Consider the following 21,198-nt stretch of genomic DNA (forward strand, 5'->3'; position numbering starts at 1 on the left):
TGTGGAAAAGGTGTAATTCTCCAGTTGTAGCGTCTTTAGCTAATTGAGGAGCAACAGCTTTGTAATGTGTTCTTCTTTTATCTCTTCTTGTAGACGATTGTCTTCTCTTAGGATGTGCCATTACTAGTGATTTTTTTTAAATTCTATTATGAATTATTGTTATACTTAATTATTATCTTTTAATTTTTTGAGAGCTGCCCAGCGAGGGTCAATCTCGTCTTCTTGCTCTTCTTCCTTTATTTTGGGACTGTACTTTTCTAAAAGTTGATGATAGTCGTCTTCATCTTTTAGATTGGGAGAAAGTTTCTTCATTGGGACGCTTAACATAACACCTTCGTATACGAGCTGGGCAATATTAAAATCGCTGTCGCTGTGTGGTATTGTGATAACTTCCTCGTTGCTATCGTCATATTCTTCTCCTTGTTTTACAAGAATTTTCATGTTTTGATTAATTGGATAATCGAATTCTTCGTTGCTAATGTCGCATACTAACTCGATGTCACCAGTTATATCTAACCAAAACTCCATAAAAGTAGTGTGTTTGTCAAGCAAAACGTCTACTTGTATTCTGGGCTTTGTAAATTCTTGTTCTATCCCGAACAAATCAAAGAACGCCTGATTAATTTCAAATCTAAACTGATGCTTACCTGTCTTTAGACCTGTAAATGCAATGTTATAATTTTTGAATTTGTCCATAAAATTCGGTTTGCAAAAATAACTTTATTTTTTGAAATAACAAAATAATTTTAAATCAAAGTTTTAAGAATCAATTTTGTTGTTAATTTGTCTCTTCTGGTAAGTCTTCGTCAAAGTTGTCTTTTGCGTTAACAACACGCGGTCGCAGCTTGCCTTTTTGTAGCTCGATATAATCCATTCGGTTACGATAGATGTCAATCGCTGCAAAAATGGCTTCACTAAAACTTTGTTCGTCGGCAAGATTTTTTCCCGCAATATCATAAGCGACACCATGATCTGGTGATGTTCTGATAATTGGTAAACCTGCTGTATAATTAACGCCTTCTTCGTAAGCAATTGTTTTGAAAGGTGCTAAACCTTGGTCGTGGTACATTGCTAAAACAGCGTCAAATTTTCTATATTTCTCTGGTTGGAAGAAGCTGTCCGCAGGATATGGTCCAAATGCTAAAGTACCTCTGTTGAAAAGTTCTTCAATGGCAGGTTGGATAATTTCGATTTCCTCTTTACCGATAACGCCACCATCGCCAGCGTGTGGATTTAATCCTAAAACTGCAATTTTTGGTTTCTCAATACAGAAATCTTCTATTAGAGTTTTGTTGAGTTGTTGCACTTGTTTAACAATCTTTTCTTTAGAAATGTTTTCAGCAACATCTTTTAAAGGAATGTGATGTGTCGATACAGCAACTTTTAGGTTGTTTGTAATTAAAAACATAACGCCTTTACGACCTGCTTTTTCTTCAAAATAGCCTGTGTGACCAGCATGCTGGAAACCATATTTCAACATTTCGTCTTTGTTGATTGGTGCAGTAACTAAAACGTCGATTTCTCTATTTAATAAAGCTTCTGTTGCAGCTTCTAAAGATGAAATTGCAAATCTTGTCGATTCCTCAGTCGGAACACCAAATTCTACATTAGAATTATCTTTGGTTAGATTTAGCATATTTATTTTGCCGTGCGCTGCTTCTTTTACATTCTGTATGTAATTGAAATTGAGGTGCTGAAGCTTGAAGAAATTCTTCTGATAACTAAATAATTTACCAGAACCAAAAATAATTGGTGTGAAGAAGTCAGTAATCGCTTTATCTTTTAAAGACTTCATAATGATTTCTGGACCAATGCCATTGAAATCACCTATCGAAATGCCTACTCTTACTTTATGATGCTTCGCACTCATTTTATTATCTTTGAATATTATTTTAAACCACAAATTTACAATTTTTGAAATTAAGAGTTTGTTTAAATTTTATTTTAATAAAACTTTGAAAAGCGAATGTTTGGCTTTTTCTAAAATATAAGATGGGTTTATAATGTGGTTTTTGGTAATAATAATTTTAAGTTTAATATCCTCAAAATAAAAAATAGAATGTTTACAGGTATTGTAGAGGCTACTGGAAAGGTGCTAAATGTTGATAAAAATGGAACGAATGTTGATTTTACGCTAGAGTGTAATTTTGCCAACGAGTTAAAAATTGACCAAAGTCTTGCGCATAATGGATGTTGCTTAACGGTGGTGGAAATCGATGCACCCAAGTATAAAGTGACGGCAATTGACGAAACTTTAGAGAAAACAAACCTTGGAAATTGGTCTGTTGGTACAGAAGTTAATCTAGAACGTTGCCTGAAATTTGAAGGTCGACTTGATGGACATTTGGTGCAAGGTCATGTTGATAAAACGGGTAAAGTTGCTAAAATCGAAGATTTGGATGGTAGTTTCTACGTGACGATTTCTTATGAGGAGGAAGTTAACTACACAACGGTGCCACAAGGTTCTATTACTGTTAATGGTATTAGTTTGACAGTGGCGGATAGTCAACCGAATCAGTTTTCGGTGGCAATAATTCCTTATACTTGGGAGTTTACAAATATGAAGCATATTAATGTCGGTGATGTTGTCAATTTAGAGTTTGATATCATCGGAAAATATATTTCGAAATTGATGCAAAAACAGAATGTCATTAAATAATTATAAGGGTTATAGTCTACGTAACAGAATTTTTGTTGGATTTTTAATCGTTTGTCTTCTTAGTACAATCGGCTCCGCTGTGCTTTCATTTATCGTATTGCGCGATAATGCGATGACACAAAGTAAGGTCGATAAGCAAAGTAAATCTGAGGCTTTGATGTCTTCTTTGGATTATGCATTGAGTCATACAGAGGTTAAAGAAGAAGATTTACCGAAAGTTTTAGGTAATAAAATCTACGAAATTGCTGACATTAACAAGCATGATATTGTTGTATATAATCTAAAAGGAGAGTATCTTCTTTCTAATAAGGATCCTAAGCTTGTTATACAAAAACGTATTCCTGCTGATATTTTAGCAAAGCTTAAAAAAGATGGCTTGCAATATGATAAAACGGAGTATGATTCTAATTTGAAAGCGGATGTAACCTCGTCGTACATGGTTCTTAAGAATAATATGTTGGCGGATATTGGTTATGTTTATTTTCCGCTTTATCATAATGAGGATGTTTATTTGCAGGTTTTTAATCGTTATTTGGGTTATATTATCCTTATTAATATTATCATTCTTTTAGTTGGTGTTTGGATTAGTTGGGTAACTTCTAATAATCTAACCAAGAAGATTACGCGTTTTTCGAGCATTATTAATTCTGTTAATTTGTTTGATGATAACATTCGGCCGATTCGTTACTATCAAAATGATGAATTAAATGGTCTCGTGAAAGCTTATAATAAATTGATTTCCGAAATCCAAGATCAGAGGGAAAAGTTAAGATATAAGGCATCGGAGGAAGCTTGGCGCGAAATGGCTAAACAAGTTGCGCATGAGGTTAAAAATCCTTTGACGCCAATGAAGTTGACGATTCAGAATTTTGAAAGACGTTTTGATCCCGAGGATCCGGAAGTGAGGGCTAAGGTTAAGAAGATGTCAAAAGTTATTGTAGAGCAAATTGACTTAATTTCTGAGGTGGCTTCTGCGTTTTCAGAGTTTGCAAAATTGCCGCAGCGTAATGATGTGGAGTTTGATGTTGTGGATGAAGCTCGAAATGTAGCCAATGTTTTTGCGTCTAATAATATCTATATCCATTCTAACAAAGAAGTGATTCGCGTGTCGATGGATAAAATTTATTTAACTAGAATTTTAACCAATTTAATTTCGAATTCAATTCAAGCGCAAGATGCAGAACGTCCTATGTTGATTAATGTTGATATTGAAAACGTTCATAAAAAACTGAGAATTAATGTTGAGGATAATGGTGTCGGTATTTCCGATGAAAAGCTATTGAAAATTTTTGAACCAAACTTTACAACGAAAAGTTCTGGAATGGGACTTGGTTTGACGATGGTAAGAAAGATGATTGAGGATTATGGCGGCGAAATTACTGTAAAGTCAGAAGAGGGTAAGGGAACGGTGTTTAATATCACATTGCCGACAAATATGTAGTTAGGAATGAAGCTTTTTAAATTTCAACAATTCAATATTAATCAAGATGATGCTGTTTTTCGTGTCGGAACAGATGCGGTGTTGCTTGGTTCGTTAGCAAATCCAGAAGATGCAAAATCTGCACTCGAAGTAGGTTCTGGAACAGGGATTGTTTCTCTAATGTTGGCGCAACGTTTTTTTGGGTTAAATATTCTTGCGATTGATATTAATGAAAGCGCAGTTGATTTGACCAATCAGAATTTTATTGAATCGCCATTTTCGGCTCGGTTAAAAGTAAGTCAATCGGATTTTAAAAGTTTTGAATCCGAAGAGAAATTTGATTTTATTTTTTCAAATCCGCCTTACTTTGAAGCTAATGATTCTTCGAAAGATGTTGTTGCAAGACAAAAAGTTGAACTCGATTTCCAAGATTTGATTCAGAATGCAAATCGTTTGTTAACAGAACAAGGGAGGTTCTCTGTAATTATTCCATCGCAGGATGAAATTGTTTTCGTTGCCTTGTGCAAAAAGGAAAATCTACATCTTCAACGAAAAGTTTCGATTAAAGGAATTGAGGGTGGAGAAGTGCGGCGTGTAATTTTAGATTTTACTAAAATTAAACCTAAGCATTTAGTTTTGGAGGAATTTGTAATTGAAAAATCACCGAGACAATATTCGGATCAATATTTAGAAACGACTAAAGATTTTCATCTTTTCAAATCATAAAAAAAGCACCATAAGGTGCTTTTTTAGTTTATGTTATATTATTCAAATAATTCTGCAGTGTCAAGTACGCTAACTTGTCCATTTTCACAACGGATTGCTTCTCCTGGAAAGTTCTGAATCATGTGATAATCGTGTGTTGCCATAACAACAGCACAATTGTTTTCTGTTGCGACATTTTTTAACAAAGTCATAATGTCGTTAGATGTTTCGGGATCCAAATTACCTGTTGGCTCATCTGCCAAAATCAATTCTGGATGGTTAAGTAGTGCTCTTGCAATCGCCACACGCTGCTGCTCACCACCAGAAAGTTGGTGTGGCATTTTGTGTTTTTTGGTTTTCATACCAACGCTGGCAAGGACTTCGTTAATGCGGTCTTCCATTTTTATTTTGTCAGACCAGCCAGTTGCTTGTAGTACAAACAATAGGTTTTTTTCAATATTTCTATCTGTCAAAAGTTGGAAATCCTGAAACACAATTCCTAGTTTTCTTCTAAGATTTGGGATGTCAGATTGACGAAGTTTTGCAAGGTCAAAACCTGCAACTTCACCTTTTCCGCCTTGGAGAGGAAGATGTCCGTAAAGAACTTTTAATAAAGAACTTTTACCAGCTCCCGTTTTTCCAATAAGATAGCAGAATTTTCCTTTTTGGATATGCAGGTTAACATTGTTAAGAACTGTAAAATTCTTTTGTACAATTTTGGCATTGTCAAGATTGATAATGTTTTCTCCGCTTTCGTGTCTATGTGGCATAGTTAAAAATCTTGTGTATTAAGTTTTCGAGCCTGTCGAATATTATCTCAAAAATAAGGAAAACTTTTAGGATAGACTTAATTTTTATTATATTTTAACAACAAAAAATGCTTGAAAGACTTAACTTTCAAGCATGATTTGTATGTAATAATTCAAGAATTATCTCTTAGCGCGTGCAGCACTTACAGTTAAACTCTTTCTGCCTTTTGCTCTTCTAGCTGCTAATACTCTTCTACCGTTAGGTGTAGACATTCTTTCTCTGAAACCGTGTTTGTTTCTTTTCTTTCTCTCCGATGGTTGGAATGTTCTTTTACTCATCACTAATATATTTAGTTCGTAATTATCTTTTGATTTTCAGATTGCAAATATAGAGATTTTATTTGATAGTGCAAATCATTTTTTAAAATTATTTTTAAAATTATTGATTGCATTTTCTAAAGCTTATGTTTACAGACTTTTCGTAAAATTCCTATTTTTGAAGTCATAAAGATTTAGCAATAATGTCGGTAATATATAGCATTTTTATAGAGTTTTTTATTCTTGGTTTTAAGCTGTTTTCGCTTTTTAATACAAAGGCGCGACGTGGTTTGCTAGGTCGCCGAGAGAGTTTGGCTAAGGTGAAGCAACAATTGAATGGCAAGTCAGTTATTTGGATGCATGCTGCCAGTTTGGGCGAGTACGAACAAGGTTTGCCGGTTTTAGAACAATTAAAGGCAGAGTTTCCTGATTCTAACATTCTTGTCAGTTTTTTTTCGCCGTCTGGTTATGAAAACGTTGTTAAAAAACAGCACTTAGCGGATTTGATTATTTATTTACCTTTTGATAGAAAGTCAAGCATGCAAAAGCTGGTTGATGCAATGGATGTTAAGATTTTCTTTACCGTTAAATATGATTACTGGTACCATTTGTTGAGAATTCTACATCATAAAAAAGCTAAAGTTTTCGTCGTTTCTGCTCTGTTTTATGAGGGGCAAGTTTTTTTTAAAATGTATGGCGGATGGTTTTCTAAGCAATTAAAAACTTGTTTGGATTGGGTTTTTCATCAAACAGTTAATAGCTCTGCGCTTGCCAAAAGTGTTGGTATTGATCAATCTTCTGTTACAGGAGATACCCGCTTTGATAGAGTTAAACAATTGAAAAATCGAGATAATCACGTCGCTTTTATTTCGGAATATGTTTTTAACCGCCGAAGTATTGTCCTTGGAAGTTCTTGGGAGGCTGAGGAGAAAGTTGCACAAATGTTACATCTTAAACTTCCCAAAACCAAATTGATTATTGCACCACACGATTTGAAGCGCGTTTATCATCTTAAAACTTTATTTCCCGAAGCTTTATTATATAGCGAGATTACGGATAAGACCAATTTGGAAACCAATGTTTTGATTATTGATAGTATTGGTTTGTTGTCAAAACTTTATTCTTATTCGACTTTAGCGATTGTTGGTGGCGGTTTTCACAGTGCGGGACTTCATAATATTTTGGAAGCTGCGGCATTCGGAATTCCTGTGTTTTTTGGCGATCAGTACAGAAAAAATCCTGAAGCTGATGCTTTAATAAAAATGAATGGTGGTAAAAGTTTTTCCGACGAATTTTCGATGGCAGGCTTTATTGAGGAATTGATTAAAAGTGCAAACCGTACACCAATTGATGAAGTTTCAACTTTAAAAGAGATGTCTGAAAATGCCAAATTCTTTGTCGAATCTCAGCCTGATGCAACCAAAATGATTATGGCTAAGATTTTAAGTTTCTTTCCCGAAAAGATTTCGAATTGACTTTTAGTTTGTCTAAGTTTTAAACAAATTGTTCTTCAATAAAGTTGCTTTGTATAACAAAGATGCTTTGTCTTGAATTGATTTTAGTTGAAAATCTTCGAATACTTCATAAAACCGTTTAGTGCCCAATTTGCGGTGTAATACAAAGATTTAACAGTGGAATATTTCATATAATCTTTGTAAACCAAATATTGGTCTTTGATAATGTTTTTCTTGTTTCTGGAAATACTGCTTTGGTGCATTCTGTATTTTGCCATAGTTTTCGGAAGCGGTTTTCCTTCTGGGATTTTCTTCAAAAGATTTAGCCACATCACATGGTCTTCACGCTTTGTGCCTTCCGGGAAATATTCTTTACCAACACGAGCAGAATCGTACATGGACGATAAAAGTGACAATCGGCAAGTTTTTAAAAGATTGTTAAATGTCACCACAGTGTCTGCTTTGAAATCTTCAATCTGAGGAACTAAATCTTCATTGCAACGCGCATAATTAGAATAAGCGATTTCTGCAGTTTCTTTTTTCATGAAGTTGACCATTTCTTCAAGGAAGTTGGGTTCCCAAAAGTCGTCGGCATCAAGAAAAGTGATGAAGCGTCCAGAAGCTTTCTCTAAGGATAAATTACGAGCATGACCAGCACCGCCATTTTTCTCAGCCTTTATTAAAATGATGCGTGGATCCTTGTGTTGTTCAATAATCTCGGTGGTTGTGTCCGAAGATTTATCATCAGTGATAATCCATTCCCAATCGGTTAAAGTTTGTGATAAAACCGAGTTAATTGTTTCCTGAATATACTTTTCGGTATTGTAGCTCGGCGTGATAATCGAAACTTCTGGCATTTTGTGTTTTTTGCAAATTTAACAATACTAAAACAAAAAGAGCCTTTCGGCTCTTAAATTTATTCTTGCATTTTAGCTTTCCAAGTTATTCCGCTAATATCGGTTAACACAATTTCGTGAATGCTTTGGTCGATTTCAAAACTTAAATTTGCTTTTGCCCCCAAAGGTAAAAGCAAGCTGTGTTTGTGTGGTTTTATTTTTGCAACATAATAATTCTGGATTTGTTCTTTATTGAGATTGCTCAAATCTTCCATACTTAGACTTTTTATTGTGTTTCCATTTTTATCCAAAAAATCAATTCCGATCAAGAAAGAACCGTAAACATCGGCGCCTTCAATTCTCATAACATCGAAACTGACTTTGTTTTTTTCTTGTTTAAGATTTGTGATTTCCAATTTTGGCTTGACAGATTTGTTGTAGAGTTCGCCATAGACACCACCGTGGAAAACTTGATTGGTATAAAGTGTTAAACCAAATATTAAAAAACTGATTACTAAAAACGGTGTGTAGAATTTTAAGTTTAGTTTGTCATTAAATCTAGTTTCATTTAATACAAAATTCTTCGAAAGTCCGTCAATCGAAATTTTGCCGCCACCCAATTGGAAAAGCGTGAATCCTCCAGCGATTCCGAGGACGCCAATTTGCCATTCGTCGAGGCAGGTTGTGCCAATCCAGCCAGAGCCAAGCAGAATTCCTAAAGCTAAGGACATAACGATAAGGCTGTTGATTCTGGTTTTGAAACCTATCATTAAAAATAAACCGACGACACCCTCAACAATCGTGAAAATCCACATTTTTGTCAGTAGAATTTCTGGATTGCTGACGAGGTATTCTATCAGAGGTTTTATGAAAAGAGCGTTTGGTAAAAAGTGATTAAATTTTTCGCCGATATAGCCAGAAACCTCTGGGTCGAGTTTGTTTTCTAAAATTAATCGCCTCCAAAAAGCAGAAAAATAAGTCCAGCCTATAACAAGGCGGAGCGCTAATCCTGCGTTAGGAAAAGCATTGATAATTGTTTTGTTCATTATTGCAATGTTTGATTTTAAATAAATTTTTACTGTGAAATTTTATTTAAAAATTGCAATTTTGAGTTGAGAGTAGAGTAGGAAGAGTCGTTCTTGGACGCGTTGATGAATGACAAAAGCTGTCTTTTCTTTAGTTTTAAAAATGAAATCTTCAATGTTTTTAAAACTGAAAAAATCATTAGCTAAAGCTTGGTCAAGAACAAATTTTACTTTCGTTTTGGTTTTGAAATTTTGGAGATCGCAAGTTGTTTTATCCGAAAACTTGCTTTTGTTGGGAGAGGTTTTCTCAAAACTAAAATCTTCTTGTGAAGTTAATTGGAAAAGGCTTGCCTTGACGCTACACGGCGAAAACAATATTCCAAGCACAAAAAGTAATTGTAAGAGAAGTCTCATGTTGGCAAAAATAGCCTTTTAAAATGCTAAAACAAAGTTTTCATAATTTCTTAATCCTTTAAAAATAGTTAAATGTGCGTTAAAATAGTTATCTTTGGAAGTCTTTTTGGAAACCTAAATGATAATGTTTTCCAAAATCTTATCTATAGTTTTTGATTTTACTAGAAAAATTATTTTTAAAATCGCTATTGTTTAAAATTTTATATCTTTGCAATGTCGTTTTTAAAGATGTTAATATTTGGATTTTCAAAGATTGATAGAATTATTAACTACAAAATAATATTTTAACAGTGTTTTACGATCACCAACAGATTGAAAAGAAGTGGCAGAAGTATTGGGAAGAAAACCAAACTTACAAAACATCGGACGCTACTTCTAAACCGAAATTTTATGTATTAGATATGTTTCCTTATCCATCGGGAGCAGGACTCCATGTGGGACATCCGCTCGGATATATTGCGTCGGATATCTATGCGAGATACAAAAGGCATCAAGGCTACAATGTGTTACATCCTGTTGGTTACGATAGTTTTGGTTTGCCGGCTGAGCAATATGCTATCCAAACTGGGCAGCATCCTGCGATTACAACAGAGCAAAATATCAATCGTTACGAAGAGCAGCTAAAGAAAATTGGATTCTCTTTCGATTGGAGTCGAGAGATTCGTACATCTGATGCATCTTATTATAAATGGACACAATGGATTTTTATTCAATTATTTCATTCGTGGTATAATAAGGATACAGATAGAGCGGAATCTATTGATACGTTGGTTCAACATTTTGAAACAAAAGGAACTGAGGGTCTTAATGCGAATCAAAATGACGCGCTAAGTTTTTCTGCAGAAGAGTGGAATGCGGCTTCGGAAGAAGATAAGCAAGATATTTTATTAAATTATCGTTTGGCGTTCCGTGCGGAGACTACTGTTAATTGGTGTCCAGCTTTAGGAACGGTTTTAGCGAACGACGAAGTTATTGGAGGTAAGTCGGAGCGTGGTGGTTTTCCTGTGTATCAAAAGAAAATGATGCAATGGAGTATGCGTATTTCTGCATATTCTGAAAGATTGTTACAAGGTCTTGCGACTTTGGATTGGCCACAACCGCTTAAAGATTCTCAGGAGTATTGGATTGGAAAATCTCAAGGTGCGAAAGTTAAATTTTTAGTTGATGGTTCTCAGTTGATTGTTGATGGTGTTCAGGAAAATTCTGACAACCAACAACCAACAACCGACAACGTGGTTGAAGTTTTCACAACGCGTCCTGATACTATTTTTGGTTCGACATTTATGGTGTTGGCGCCAGAAAACCCTTTGGTGGAAAATATTACAACAGAAGCTCAAAAAGCAGAAGTTGAAAACTATATTGCTGAAACTTCTAAGAAAACAGAGCGCGATCGTATCGCGGATGTTAAGTCGGTTTCGGGTGCTTTCACAGGAAGTTATGCCATCAATCCTTTTACAGGAAAGAAAATGCCGATTTATATTTCGGATTATGTGTTGATGGGTTACGGAACAGGCGCAGTTATGGCGGTTCCGGCGCATGATGAGCGCGATCACAGATTTGCAAAGAAATTCGGTTTAGAAATTATCGAAGTTGTTGCAGGTGGCGAGAATGTTCAGGAAGAAGCTTTTGCATCAAAAGATGGAAAATGCATTAACTCAGATTTCTTGAATGGTTTAAATTACGAAGAAGCGAAATCTAAAATCATTGAAGAAATTGTAAAACGAAATATCGGCGAAGGTACAATTAATTATAGACAACGTGATGCGATTTTTTCTCGTCAGCGTTATTGGGGCGAGCCAGTTCCTGTTTATTTTAAAAATGATTTGCCTTACACATTACCAGTTTCGGCTTTGCCATTAGCTTTGCCGGAAGTTGAAAAATATTTGCCAACGGAAGATGGAGATCCACCTTTAGGAAATGCTAAAGATTTTGCTTGGGACGAAGCGAATCAAAAAGTGGTTGCTGCAGATTTAATCGATAATGTAACTGTGTTTCCATTAGAATTGTCAACGATGCCAGGTTGGGCAGGTAGCTCTTGGTACTTCCTAAGATATATGGATCCGCATGATGATGAGGTATTCTGCAAAAAAGAATTATCAGATTATTGGGGACAAGTTGATTTGTATATTGGTGGAAGCGAGCACGCGACAGGACATTTGTTGTATTCTCGTTTTTGGAATATGTTCTTAAAAGATCGAGGTTATATCGAGCAAAATGAACCTTTCCAAAAGTTGATTAACCAAGGGATGATTTTGGGGATGTCTGCTTATGTGTTTAGAGTTGATGGAACTAATCAGTTTGTGTCTAAAGCTTTGATTGGCGATTATAAAACGCAGAAAATTCACGTTGATGTTTCTTTATTAAAAGGAGGAAGTGATGAATTGGATACTGAAACATTTAAGAAATGGAGACCAGAGTTTTCTGATGCTGAATTTATCTTAGAAGACGGAAAATATATCACAGAACGCGAGGTTGAGAAAATGTCAAAATCAAAGTTTAATGTGGTGAATCCTGATGATATTAGTGAAGAATTCGGAGCAGATTGTCTTCGTCTTTACGAAATGTTTTTAGGTCCATTGGAGCAATCAAAACCTTGGAACACGCAGGGACTTAGCGGTGTTTATGGATTCTTGAAAAAGTTCTGGAACTTGTATTTCGATGGCGATACTTTCGTGGTAAGCGATGAAGAGCCAACAAAGGCGGAATATAAAGTTTTGCATACATTAATAAAGAAAGTCGTTTACGATGTTGAGAATTTCTCGTTTAATACATCGGTGTCATCTTTTATGATTGCAGTTAACGAATTGCAAAAATTGAAGTGCAACAAAAGAGCAATTCTTGAACCTTTAGCTGTCATTATTTCACCTTATGCACCACATATTTGTGAAGAGTTATGGAGCTTGCTTGGTCATAGTGAAAGTGTGGAATATGTTAAATTCCCTGAGTTAAATGAAGCTTATTTGGTTGAAGATGAAATTGAATATCCAGTTAGTTTTAACGGGAAAATGAAATTCAAATTAGCACTTCCTGTCACTTTGACAGCTAACGAAATTGAAGAAATTATATTAAAAGATGAGCGCGTGATTAACTTTTTGGGAGATCAAACACCGAAAAAGACAATTATTGTACCTAAGAAAATAATAAATATCGTACTTTAGAGGTCTTTTTTAATACAAATTAAGTAAGTGTTTAATTTTTAATACTATTAAAAAAATCAAAAAAATACTGCTTTATTTTATGTATTAATTAAGCGAATAAAAGTGAAGCGATATAAATGCTTCAATAAAAATTAAAAAAAATATCAAAATAATAATTTTATTAATAAAGCGCTAATATAAATTAGAAGTTAAATATAAACTAAGTATTGCATTTTTAATTTATTTGCCTTTATTTTACAACCTAGAAAATTTAACAATTATAATTTAGTTTAATATGGAAATGAATGTTTCGAAGACAGACGAGCAAGTAGTTGCTAGAAAAATGGGAGGCCTTAATCCGGCTATAATTTTACCAATCCTATTTTTGGTAGGTTTTGGTATCTATTACTTTATTTTGGGTAATCCAGGAAATTTTAAAGCTGATCCAAGATTAACAGGAGCAACGGTTGCTACTGCTGATATCGCAGCTAAAGAGATGCACCCAGAAGGATTTCTAGGAATTATTTACATGGGAGGTATCATCGTACCTATTCTTATCACATTTATGATTATCGTAATCGTTTTCTCATTCGAGAGATTCTTTGTATTAAGAAAAGCATCAGGTACAGGTAATGTAGATAATTTTGTATTAAAAATTAGAAGCTTACTTAACCAAAATAAAATTAATGAAGCTATCGAAGAATGCGACAAGCAACAAGGTTCTATCGGTAACGTAGTTAAAGAAGGTCTTACAACTTACAAAGTTTTAAGTTCTGATACTACAATGAACAAAGAGCAAAAAATGGTAGCTCTTAACAAAGCAATTGAAGAAGCTACAACTTTAGAGATGCCAATGTTAGAGAAAAATATGATTATTCTTTCTACATTAGGTACGGTAGCAACCCTAGTTGCACTATTAGGAACGGTAATCGGTATGATTAGAGCCTTCTTCGCACTAGGTGCTGGTGGTGGTACTCCAGATGCTGCTGCATTATCAATCGGTATTTCTGAAGCACTTATCAACACGGCTTTAGGTATTGGTACTTCAGCTGTAGCGATTATTCTATATAACTTCTTCACTTCTAAGATTGATGGTTTAACTTATAAGATCGATGAGATCGCCATGAGCATCCAACAATCATTTGCAGAATTTCACTAAGATTTTCTGAATAGTGTAAATAGTAATTTTGTGATTACTATCATTGAAGTTAATTAATTAATAATAGAATAATGGCGAGAATTAAACCAAAAAGACATGGAGTAGTAACGGACATGACCGCGATGTGTGATGTTACGTTCCTACTACTTACATTCTTTATTATGACCACACAGTTCAAGAAACCTGATGTGGAGCAAATCAAACCGCCATCATCAATATCTGAGAAATTATTACCAGATTCTAGTTTGATGACCATTAACGTTACTGAAAAAGGTACTTTTTACTTTACTCCAGTAGAAAATGGTACAGAAAGAATCCAACTTCTTGAAAATATGGGAAAGAAGTATGGTATGACATTTACAGATGCTGAAAAAGCGGCGTTTGCAAAAGCACCAACAATTGGTGTTCCTATGAATCAGCTTAAGGGTTTCCTTAATCTATCAGAGGATGACCAAAAGAAATACAAAGCAACAACTGGTATACTTTTGGATGATAATAACAAACAATTAATCGATTGGGTTAAAGAAAGTTTAGCTGTTAATCCTAGTTACAAACTAGCAATTAAAGGTGATGTTTCTACTAAATATCCAAGAGTGAAGCAATTGTTTGAAGGTTTGAGAGATATTGATTTTCTTAAATTTTGGTTGATAACGTCACAAGAAGGACACGCAAATTAAGATAGAGAAATGGCAGAAGTACAAGTACAGGAAAAAGGGGGTAAAGGCGGCAAGGTCCGTTCGAAGAAGAATAACCCCCGAGTTGATATGACTCCGATGGTTGACCTGAATTTCCTATTGTTGATGTTCTTTATGTTTACGTCAACGTTTAGTAAACCAAACGTTTTAGACTTAGGTTTACCAGCGAAACCAAAAGACGAAAATCAAAAACCACCTGATACAGAGATTAAGTTGAATAACTCAATTTCAATTATATTAGGAAAAGACAATAGAGTATTCTATCATCAACAGGATCAAGCTGGTCTTAACGAGCAGACTTTGATAGAAACTAAGTTTGATAGAGATGGGATTACGAAAGTAATCGAGCAAGCTAAAGCAGGTGCAAGTGATCAAAGTAAATTTACGGTGATTATTAAACCTACAGATGACGCAGTATATAAAAACTTTGTAGATATTCTTGACGAAATGGCTATTACTAAGAATGAGGTATACGGGGTTACCGATATCAAGCCTTGGGAGCAAGCTGTTTATGATAAGAAAGTAGGAAATAAGTAATCCTCATCTATAATTTAATTCTAAAACTTAGAAAAGAATGTCACAAGAAAATTTGAATTACAATGACTCTAATTTAACTTTAGACGAAATTGTTTTTGAAAATAGAAATAAGAGCTATGGTGCTTATGATCTTAGATCAAGATATCCAAAAGTTCTTACGAAGTCTTTCTTAATTGGGACAGGTTTATTTTTATTAGTTGCAGGAAGTCCATTTATCTATCTTAAGATTCAAGAGATGAATAAGCCTGAGAAAGTGGAAGTTGATGCAAACCTAATTGATATTAAACAAGATGATCCTATTCTAGAACAACCGAAAGAAGAAGAACCACCTCCACCACCTCCACCAAAAGTTGAGCCGGAGAAAATTGAGATTATTCAAAACGTTGTTCCTGAGCCTAAGAGAGAACCAAAGGTAGAGACACCTCCACCACCAATGAGTAAGCAATTGGATACTCAAACAGGTCTTGTAAATCAAGAAGGTGTTAAGAAGCCTGATTTTGTACCACCTCCACCACCAGTACCGCAAGGTAAAGGTAATGCCGTAGAAGTTAAACCAGCAGTTAATACCAATGAGGTATATGCTGAGGTTGACCAAGCTGCAGAATATCCAGGAGGATCAAACGCGTTCCGTAAATATGTTAGTGAGAATATTGATTCTTCTAACATGGAAGGTGAAGGGCAATTAACGGTTAAGCTTAAATTCATCGTTGAAAGAGATGGTTCTGTATCAGACGTTAAAGTTGTACAGAAATCTGGAAATTCTGATTTCGATAACGAAGCTGTAAGCGTTGTTAAGAGACAGAAAAAATGGAAACCAGCTAAACTTAATGGTGAGAACGTTAGATCGTATTTCTCGATTCCAATTACAATGCAATTCCAATAAACCTCGGTTTATAAAAATAGAAAGAGAAGCTTATGCTTCTCTTTTTTTTGTTTTCGTAAGTCTTGCTTTTTTATTACTTTTAGTATTAAGTTTAGTAATAAAGATATGAGGTATTGTTATATTGTTTTTGGTTTAGTTTTAATGCTTTGTATTGCTTGTAATAAGGACCCAAAAATGGATAGTGTGAGTAGTAGTGCTGATAAGAATACAAAGTCAGATAAGAATGCGAAGTCTGATATTCAAGATCATTCCCAAATGCCTAGTGCAGATCAGTTACAAAGTCAAACTGTTGAAGAGCCAGATGTTGCTGCTGAATATCCTGGTGGTATTGATGCATTACGTGAATATATCTTAGCTGGCATAGACCCAACGAATATTGATGATTATGGTTATTTACGAGCTAGAGTTAGCTTTATTGTTGAGAAAGATGGCGCTGTGTCCAATGTTAAACTTGTAGAAGCATCTGGAAGTACAAGTTTTGATAAGGAAGCTGTACGTGCTGTAAAGAAACAGAAACGATGGAAGCCTGCTACGCTGAGAGGTGAAAATGTTCGATCCCTTTTTACGATTCCAATTGCAATGAGTGTCGATTAATTAGCATTTATTAACATACAAAAGTGGCGTTTTGGCTAGCCTTTTTTTGTATCTTTGTTGTTATGATGTTTAATTGGTTATCATTGGTTACAGGTTTTGTCTATACCATCCTTGGTGTGTTTGTAATCATTTATAAATTTTTTATTGTAGCTCTAGAACCAAAAGGGGCTTACATGCTTGGTGCATTGTTAATCGCTTATGGCATCTTTCGTATATATCGTGCAATTAAAAAAACTCGTGAGAGTAAATATGAAGAAGAATAGTTGGTTGGTTATTTTGGCTTTACTTTTAATAGTTTCTTGTAGTAAGTCAAAAAATGAAAGAGTAGTCGATGATCCTAATCAGGGTAGTATTACGATAGAGGCAGATGAGTCTTTCAAAAGTATTATTGATGCTTTGACGGATCGTTATATGGCCAACAATCCCAATACTAAAATCAAAGTTATTTACAAGAAAGAAGATTTAGCGTTTTTGGATTTGCTAGATGCGAAAACACGTGTTATTGTGATGTCGCGTAATCTTAGTCAGTCCGAGAAGAATGCTTTTGACCAAAAAGTTGCTTTGCCTTGGGAGCCTGCTAAGTTTGCCGCAGATGCACTTGTGTTTGTCGTGCCAAAAACTAACACTTCTATCAAGGAATTAAGTGTTGATGATATCAAACGCCGTATTTCATCAGATGATAAAAGTTTGATTTTCGATGGAGGAAATGGAGCCAATATTAATTTTATTGCACAAACTTTTAATGTGAAAGCTTCGGCTCTTAAATATTCGGTAATTAACGGTAATGAAAACATTATCGATCAATTAGAAAAATATCCCAATAAGATTGGTGTGGTAAGTCTTAATACAATTTCGCGTCCTTATGGCGACGAAGCTATGCGACTTCGAGAAAAAATTAATATCTTGCCAATTACTAGCAATGGTGTAACTTATACACCAACAGTGGATAATCTTCAGGATATGAAGTATCCATTCACAAGAGTTCTTTATTTTCTTGCAAATGAAAATTATTATGGTTTAGGAAATGGCTTTATCAGATTTTCGTGTACGCAGCTAGGACAGATGATTGTTGAGAAAGAAGGGCTTCAACCTTACAATATGTATCGCCGCGAAGTGCAGATGCGATAATATGTTAACAAAATTTACGATTTCAAAGTTATTTTTGGTCTGAAACTTGTGTTTCATTCCGCATAGTATAAATTTAAATAAACTAAAAATAAATTAATAATGAATTATTCTAAGAAAATTGTTTTGACTGCAGCTGTTGGATTCTTCTCTCAGTTCGCATTTGCTCAATCTGTGCAAGAAGGTACAATCTATGTTGACAGTCACAAATATGCAAAAGCAAGACAAAATTTTAATGATTTAATTACAAAAGATCCTTCCGCAAATAATTATTTTTATTTAGGAAACACATATCTTACACAATTCGATCCTAATTTTGATAAAGCTAAAGAATACTTTGACCAAGGTTTAGCGAAAGATCCTAAAAACTTTCTTAGCAAAATTGGTTTAGCATCAATCAAGCTAGGCAAAGGAGACAAGTCAGGGGAGACTGATCTTAGAAATATTGTAAAGGATTCTAAAGAGAAAGATGCAGAAGTATTATATCGTGCAGCAGAGGCTTTAACACTTTATGATAAAACTTCTAACCCAGATTTGGCAGTTGAATTCCTAAACAAGGCAATTGAGAAGTCTCAAAAAGCTGGAGTTCCTGCAAATTACTATTATGCGTTAGGCGATGCTTACCGTTTGAAGTCAACTAATGATCCAAAAATGGCGGGTAATGCACTTTCTGCTTACGAAAATGCGTTGCCAGTTGCAAAAAGCAAGGCTTCTGTATATACAAGAATTGCAACTTTATGGATGGCTGCACAACAATGGCAGAAAGCAAAAGAAAACTTGGATAAAGCAATTGCTGTAGATCCATCTTATGCACCAGCTTATAAAGCCTTGGCAGGTTTTGATATTAAATACCAAAGAAATGCAGAGGCAACTCAGGATTTGATTAAATATTCTCAGTATGCTGATGAAGATCCATCAACACAGTTGGAGATTGCTAAATTATATTTCACAAACGAAGATTACGCTAATGCGAAAACAACTTTAGATAAAGTATTTGATAAAGTTGATGATCCAGTTAAGTACAAACTTCGTTCTTATATTCAATTTGGTTCTGGAGAATATGTTGCTGCGAAAGAGAATCTAGATAAATTCGTTTCTTTAGTAGATAAGTCAAGAGTTTTGCCTGCGGATCAAGGTCTTTATGGATTGATTGCTGCTGGATTGGCTAAAGATGAAAAAGATGCTGCTAAAAAAGCAGAATTAAATGCACAGGCATTGTCTAAAATTGCTATCGCGAAAGCTGCAAAAGATGAAACTTTTAAATGGGATGACGAGTTAGCTAAAGTTAAAGGTGGTTTCAGTGCTGCAGCGGCAGATCAAGGACCAACTAATGCTAAAATTGAGGAGCTTAAAAAGAAAGTTGCAGCTAACCAAGAGGACACAACTTCTCTGGCATATTTAGCACAAGCATATCAAGAGGCTAAAAACTGGAATGGTGCAGTTATGACTTGGCAAAAACTTACAAGCTTGCTTCCAGATTGGGCGCCAGCTTACAACTCTCTAGCTTATGCTTACCAACAAGGTGGTAATACTGAATTGGCAAACACAACTTATCAAAAATTCATTGATTTGATGGCTAAGAATCCAGCAGAAGCAGAAGCTAATAAAGAGTCTCTATCTTATGCTTATTTTGCTATCGCTTATGCAAATAAAGATTCGGATAAAGCAAAAGCAAAAGATTATGCAAATAAAGCAGTTGCACTTAATCCAACTTATCAAGATGCAGTTAACTTAGTGAAATATCTAAGTAAATAATCTATAAAATTTATTAAAATCCCGTACTGCAAACTGCGGGATTTTTTTTGGATTGTGTAAATTTGTAAAAATTTATACAATGAAAGTTGATATTTTAGCTATAGGAGCGCATCCCGATGATGTTGAGTTAGGTTGTGGAGGAACAATTGCAAAATTGATTTCTGAGGGGAAAACGGTTGCTATTGTAGATTTGACGCAAGGTGAGATGGGAACTCGCGGAACTAACGAAACACGAGCGCTTGAAGCCGCAGAAGCTGCAAAGATTCTAAAAGTTTCTGCTCGTGAAAATCTGAAGATGGAAGATGGTTTTTTGGAGAATTCTAAAGACTACCAAATGCGCATTGTCAAGATGATTAGAAAGTATCAACCAGACATCGTTTTGGCTAATGCAATTGATGATCGACATCCTGACCATGCCAAAGCTGCTAAGTTGGTTTCTGATGCTTGTTTCCTTTCTGGGTTAAGAAAGATTGAAACAGAATTAGATGGAAAACAACAAGAGGTTTGGCGTCCAAATCATATCTTGCATTATATCCAATGGAAGTATATTAAGCCAGAATTTGTAATTGATATTTCAGAATTTTTAGATGTTAAGATTAAATCTTGTATGGCCTACAAAACGCAATTTTATGATCCAACTTCTAACGAGCCGATGACGCCAATTGCGACAAAAGACTTTTTGGAGAGCTTAACTTACCGTGCTCAGGATTTAGGGCGTTTGTCGGGAGTTGCTTATGCTGAGGGCTTTACGTCAGAAAAATTAATTGCTTTGAAAAATTTTGATAATTTTATTTGATAGTTAGAATTATTGTGCTATATTTGCACACGCAAAAACGGTGATTGTAGCTCAGTTGGTTAGAGCGTCGGATTGTGGTTCCGAAGGTCGTGGGTTCGAGACCCATCATTCACCCAAATTAAAAAAGCATCCTAATTTTAGGATGCTTTTTTTGTTTTTTAGTAATCTGCGATTATTGAAATTCAAGTCTGGAAATTTATCAACACTTTTTGTGAGTTTTTTTGAATTATTGAACTGCGTCAATTCCAGATACTCTTTTCTTTGTATGAGATATAACTTTGAATAATGTAGAATAATCTGTCGTCGTTTTGTGTAGTGGGAATTTGTCGAGAAGGTTTTAGGATAAGAAAATGAACTGATTTTCGAAGCAACTTTCTTTGAAGATCGCTCAAGTTGACATTTATTGTTTTATTCCAAGTCAAGTTAAATATGATAAACTCTTGTTGCTAAAAATTGTAGTCTATTTTCAAAAATATTTGCTAAAATCTTAAATCCTGACGTTTTTTAGTCTAATTCTCGACTTTTAAAATTCGAATTTGATTTTTTTATTAATGTGCCTTATTGTCGAATTGTTATGAAATAGGTGAATGGGTGGCTTGTGTCGTGGTTTTTTGGCTTTTTTTAGTATTTGTAATTGTGTTTATTTTCACTTTTTATAAATATTTGTCATTATTATTTTTAAATAATATAATTAAAAATAAACTTCGATATTTTTTGTTTTGAGCTTTATTTCAATAAAAGATGTTTTTAATATATCTAGTTTATAATGTGTTATGATTATTAATCTGATAAATTGGGATCAAGAACAAAACCTGGGGACTAAGCAAAAAGATTGGATAATCTAAATAGAAAAAAGGATCTATCTTTTACGCCGCGAAGTTGTAATCTGAAGTTTTTGATTTTGGCATTGAAACTTTCTGCTGAAGCATTTGTGCTT

At 34.6% G+C, this 21,198-nt stretch carries 21 protein-coding genes, 1 tRNA gene and 1 pseudogene; 14 read left to right on the forward strand and 9 right to left on the reverse strand.

The window, feature by feature from the left end:
* The 3 genes from rpmF to pdxA form a co-directional block, all read right to left on the reverse strand.
* On the reverse strand, positions 1–121 hold a 121-nt coding region (gene rpmF / locus Q1V95_RS10765), incomplete at its 3' end, for a 50S ribosomal protein L32 (protein WP_300673689.1).
* Positions 122–165: 44 nt separating this feature from the next.
* A complete protein-coding gene (locus tag Q1V95_RS10770) occupies positions 166–696 on the reverse strand; it encodes a DUF177 domain-containing protein (protein WP_300673632.1) in 531 nt (176 codons plus the stop codon).
* 82 nt (positions 697–778) lie between these two features.
* The gene (gene pdxA / locus Q1V95_RS10775; protein ID WP_300673635.1) at positions 779–1,870 is read right to left on the reverse strand and encodes a 4-hydroxythreonine-4-phosphate dehydrogenase PdxA; all 1,092 of its coding nucleotides are present in this window, start codon (positions 1,868–1,870) and stop codon (positions 779–781) included.
* A 189-nt stretch (positions 1,871–2,059) separates the two neighbouring features.
* Between pdxA and Q1V95_RS10780 the strand changes: the two genes are divergently transcribed.
* Genes Q1V95_RS10780 through Q1V95_RS10790 form a run of 3 tightly spaced genes read left to right on the forward strand, consistent with a single transcriptional unit; the run spans position 2,060 to position 4,805 of the window.
* Positions 2,060–2,659, forward strand: coding sequence for a riboflavin synthase (locus Q1V95_RS10780; protein ID WP_300673637.1), 600 nt, complete (start codon positions 2,060–2,062; stop codon positions 2,657–2,659).
* The gene (locus Q1V95_RS10785; RefSeq protein ID WP_300673639.1) at positions 2,646–4,100 is read left to right on the forward strand and encodes a HAMP domain-containing sensor histidine kinase; all 1,455 of its coding nucleotides are present in this window, start codon (positions 2,646–2,648) and stop codon (positions 4,098–4,100) included. The genes Q1V95_RS10780 and Q1V95_RS10785 overlap by 14 nt, the downstream gene beginning before the upstream one ends.
* 6 nt (positions 4,101–4,106) lie before the next feature.
* Positions 4,107–4,805: a methyltransferase gene (locus Q1V95_RS10790; protein ID WP_300673642.1), complete on the forward strand. Its 699-nt coding sequence runs from the start codon at positions 4,107–4,109 to the stop codon at positions 4,803–4,805.
* 38 nt (positions 4,806–4,843) lie between these two features.
* On the opposite strand, the gene Q1V95_RS10795 is transcribed toward Q1V95_RS10790, so the two are convergent.
* Positions 4,844–5,554, reverse strand: coding sequence for an ATP-binding cassette domain-containing protein (locus Q1V95_RS10795; protein ID WP_300673644.1), 711 nt, complete (start codon positions 5,552–5,554; stop codon positions 4,844–4,846).
* A 159-nt stretch (positions 5,555–5,713) separates the two neighbouring features.
* A complete protein-coding gene (gene rpmH, locus Q1V95_RS10800) occupies positions 5,714–5,872 on the reverse strand; it encodes a 50S ribosomal protein L34 (protein WP_034701860.1) in 159 nt (52 codons plus the stop codon).
* Between the two features lie 182 nt (positions 5,873–6,054).
* Between rpmH and Q1V95_RS10805 the strand changes: the two genes are divergently transcribed.
* Complete coding sequence (locus tag Q1V95_RS10805; RefSeq protein ID WP_300673660.1) at positions 6,055–7,326, forward strand: glycosyltransferase N-terminal domain-containing protein; 1,272 nt, start codon at positions 6,055–6,057, stop codon at positions 7,324–7,326.
* A gap of 83 nt (positions 7,327–7,409) precedes the next feature.
* Here the strand turns inward: Q1V95_RS10805 and Q1V95_RS10810 are convergent, their stop codons facing one another.
* The 3 genes from Q1V95_RS10810 to Q1V95_RS10820 are packed head-to-tail and all read right to left on the reverse strand — an operon-like array spanning position 7,410 to position 9,580.
* Positions 7,410–8,162, reverse strand: a complete 753-nt coding sequence (locus tag Q1V95_RS10810) for a glycosyltransferase family 2 protein (RefSeq protein WP_300673662.1) — start codon at positions 8,160–8,162, stop codon at positions 7,410–7,412.
* Positions 8,163–8,221: 59 nt separating this feature from the next.
* Positions 8,222–9,187 (reverse strand): TQO small subunit DoxD, encoded by a 966-nt coding sequence (locus tag Q1V95_RS10815; RefSeq protein WP_300673664.1) that lies wholly within the window; start codon positions 9,185–9,187, stop codon positions 8,222–8,224.
* Between the two features lie 42 nt (positions 9,188–9,229).
* Positions 9,230–9,580 carry a hypothetical protein gene (locus Q1V95_RS10820; RefSeq protein WP_300673666.1) on the reverse strand — a complete coding sequence of 117 codons (351 nt, stop codon included), beginning with the start codon at positions 9,578–9,580 and terminating at the stop codon, positions 9,230–9,232.
* Between the two features lie 290 nt (positions 9,581–9,870).
* On the opposite strand from Q1V95_RS10820, the gene leuS reads away from it, so the two are divergent.
* The 10 genes from leuS (at position 9,871) to Q1V95_RS10870 (ending at position 20,376) form a co-directional block, all read left to right on the forward strand.
* Positions 9,871–12,738, forward strand: coding sequence for a leucine--tRNA ligase (gene leuS / locus Q1V95_RS10825; protein WP_300673669.1), 2,868 nt, complete (start codon positions 9,871–9,873; stop codon positions 12,736–12,738).
* A 274-nt stretch (positions 12,739–13,012) separates the two neighbouring features.
* A complete protein-coding gene (locus Q1V95_RS10830; RefSeq protein WP_300673672.1) occupies positions 13,013–13,876 on the forward strand; it encodes a MotA/TolQ/ExbB proton channel family protein in 864 nt (287 codons plus the stop codon).
* A gap of 71 nt (positions 13,877–13,947) precedes the next feature.
* A complete protein-coding gene (locus Q1V95_RS10835) occupies positions 13,948–14,553 on the forward strand; it encodes a biopolymer transporter ExbD (protein WP_300673674.1) in 606 nt (201 codons plus the stop codon).
* 9 nt (positions 14,554–14,562) lie between these two features.
* Positions 14,563–15,108, forward strand: a complete 546-nt coding sequence (locus Q1V95_RS10840; RefSeq protein WP_300673676.1) for a biopolymer transporter ExbD — start codon at positions 14,563–14,565, stop codon at positions 15,106–15,108.
* Positions 15,109–15,145: 37 nt separating this feature from the next.
* A complete protein-coding gene (locus Q1V95_RS10845) occupies positions 15,146–15,991 on the forward strand; it encodes an energy transducer TonB (RefSeq protein ID WP_300673678.1) in 846 nt (281 codons plus the stop codon).
* A gap of 174 nt (positions 15,992–16,165) precedes the next feature.
* Entirely contained in the window at positions 16,166–16,585 is a 420-nt protein-coding gene (locus Q1V95_RS10850) for an energy transducer TonB (protein WP_300673680.1), read from the forward strand.
* Between the two features lie 249 nt (positions 16,586–16,834).
* Entirely contained in the window at positions 16,835–17,713 is an 879-nt protein-coding gene (locus Q1V95_RS10855) for a substrate-binding domain-containing protein (RefSeq protein WP_300673683.1), read from the forward strand.
* Positions 17,714–17,812: 99 nt separating this feature from the next.
* A complete protein-coding gene (locus tag Q1V95_RS10860; RefSeq protein ID WP_300673685.1) occupies positions 17,813–19,465 on the forward strand; it encodes a tetratricopeptide repeat protein in 1,653 nt (550 codons plus the stop codon).
* A 79-nt stretch (positions 19,466–19,544) separates the two neighbouring features.
* The gene (gene bshB1 / locus Q1V95_RS10865) at positions 19,545–20,261 is read left to right on the forward strand and encodes a bacillithiol biosynthesis deacetylase BshB1 (RefSeq protein ID WP_300673687.1); all 717 of its coding nucleotides are present in this window, start codon (positions 19,545–19,547) and stop codon (positions 20,259–20,261) included.
* A 39-nt stretch (positions 20,262–20,300) separates the two neighbouring features.
* Positions 20,301–20,376 (forward strand) — tRNA-His (locus Q1V95_RS10870).
* A gap of 704 nt (positions 20,377–21,080) precedes the next feature.
* Here Q1V95_RS10870 and Q1V95_RS16300 read toward each other — a convergent pair.
* Positions 21,081–21,198, reverse strand: a pseudogene (locus Q1V95_RS16300) (DDE transposase); the annotation flags it as partial.

The sequence above is a fragment of the Soonwooa sp. genome (assembly GCF_030151385.1).
Classification (GTDB): Bacteria; Bacteroidota; Bacteroidia; order Flavobacteriales; family Weeksellaceae; genus Soonwooa.

Excerpts from the sequence above, each read along its gene's own strand:
- Q1V95_RS10855 (WP_300673683.1), top strand. The coding sequence starts at position 16,835 with ATGAAGAAGAATAGTTGGTTGGTTATTTTGGCTTTACTTTTAATAGTT.
- rpmH (WP_034701860.1), bottom strand. The coding sequence starts at position 5,872 with ATGAGTAAAAGAACATTCCAACCATCGGAGAGAAAGAAAAGAAACAAA.
- Q1V95_RS10780 (WP_300673637.1), top strand. The coding sequence starts at position 2,060 with ATGTTTACAGGTATTGTAGAGGCTACTGGAAAGGTGCTAAATGTTGAT.
- Q1V95_RS10850 (WP_300673680.1), top strand. The coding sequence starts at position 16,166 with ATGGATAGTGTGAGTAGTAGTGCTGATAAGAATACAAAGTCAGATAAG.
- bshB1 (WP_300673687.1), top strand. The coding sequence starts at position 19,545 with ATGAAAGTTGATATTTTAGCTATAGGAGCGCATCCCGATGATGTTGAG.
- Q1V95_RS10835 (WP_300673674.1), top strand. The coding sequence starts at position 13,948 with ATGGCGAGAATTAAACCAAAAAGACATGGAGTAGTAACGGACATGACC.
- Q1V95_RS10785 (WP_300673639.1), top strand. The coding sequence starts at position 2,646 with ATGTCATTAAATAATTATAAGGGTTATAGTCTACGTAACAGAATTTTT.
- Q1V95_RS10810 (WP_300673662.1), bottom strand. The coding sequence starts at position 8,162 with ATGCCAGAAGTTTCGATTATCACGCCGAGCTACAATACCGAAAAGTAT.
- Q1V95_RS10830 (WP_300673672.1), top strand. The coding sequence starts at position 13,013 with ATGGAAATGAATGTTTCGAAGACAGACGAGCAAGTAGTTGCTAGAAAA.
- Q1V95_RS10820 (WP_300673666.1), bottom strand. The coding sequence starts at position 9,580 with ATGAGACTTCTCTTACAATTACTTTTTGTGCTTGGAATATTGTTTTCG.
- Q1V95_RS10845 (WP_300673678.1), top strand. The coding sequence starts at position 15,146 with ATGTCACAAGAAAATTTGAATTACAATGACTCTAATTTAACTTTAGAC.
- Q1V95_RS10815 (WP_300673664.1), bottom strand. The coding sequence starts at position 9,187 with ATGAACAAAACAATTATCAATGCTTTTCCTAACGCAGGATTAGCGCTC.
- Q1V95_RS10770 (WP_300673632.1), bottom strand. The coding sequence starts at position 696 with ATGGACAAATTCAAAAATTATAACATTGCATTTACAGGTCTAAAGACA.
- Q1V95_RS10790 (WP_300673642.1), top strand. The coding sequence starts at position 4,107 with ATGAAGCTTTTTAAATTTCAACAATTCAATATTAATCAAGATGATGCT.
- Q1V95_RS10860 (WP_300673685.1), top strand. The coding sequence starts at position 17,813 with ATGAATTATTCTAAGAAAATTGTTTTGACTGCAGCTGTTGGATTCTTC.
- pdxA (WP_300673635.1), bottom strand. The coding sequence starts at position 1,870 with ATGAGTGCGAAGCATCATAAAGTAAGAGTAGGCATTTCGATAGGTGAT.
- Q1V95_RS10805 (WP_300673660.1), top strand. The coding sequence starts at position 6,055 with ATGTCGGTAATATATAGCATTTTTATAGAGTTTTTTATTCTTGGTTTT.
- Q1V95_RS10840 (WP_300673676.1), top strand. The coding sequence starts at position 14,563 with ATGGCAGAAGTACAAGTACAGGAAAAAGGGGGTAAAGGCGGCAAGGTC.
- Q1V95_RS10795 (WP_300673644.1), bottom strand. The coding sequence starts at position 5,554 with ATGCCACATAGACACGAAAGCGGAGAAAACATTATCAATCTTGACAAT.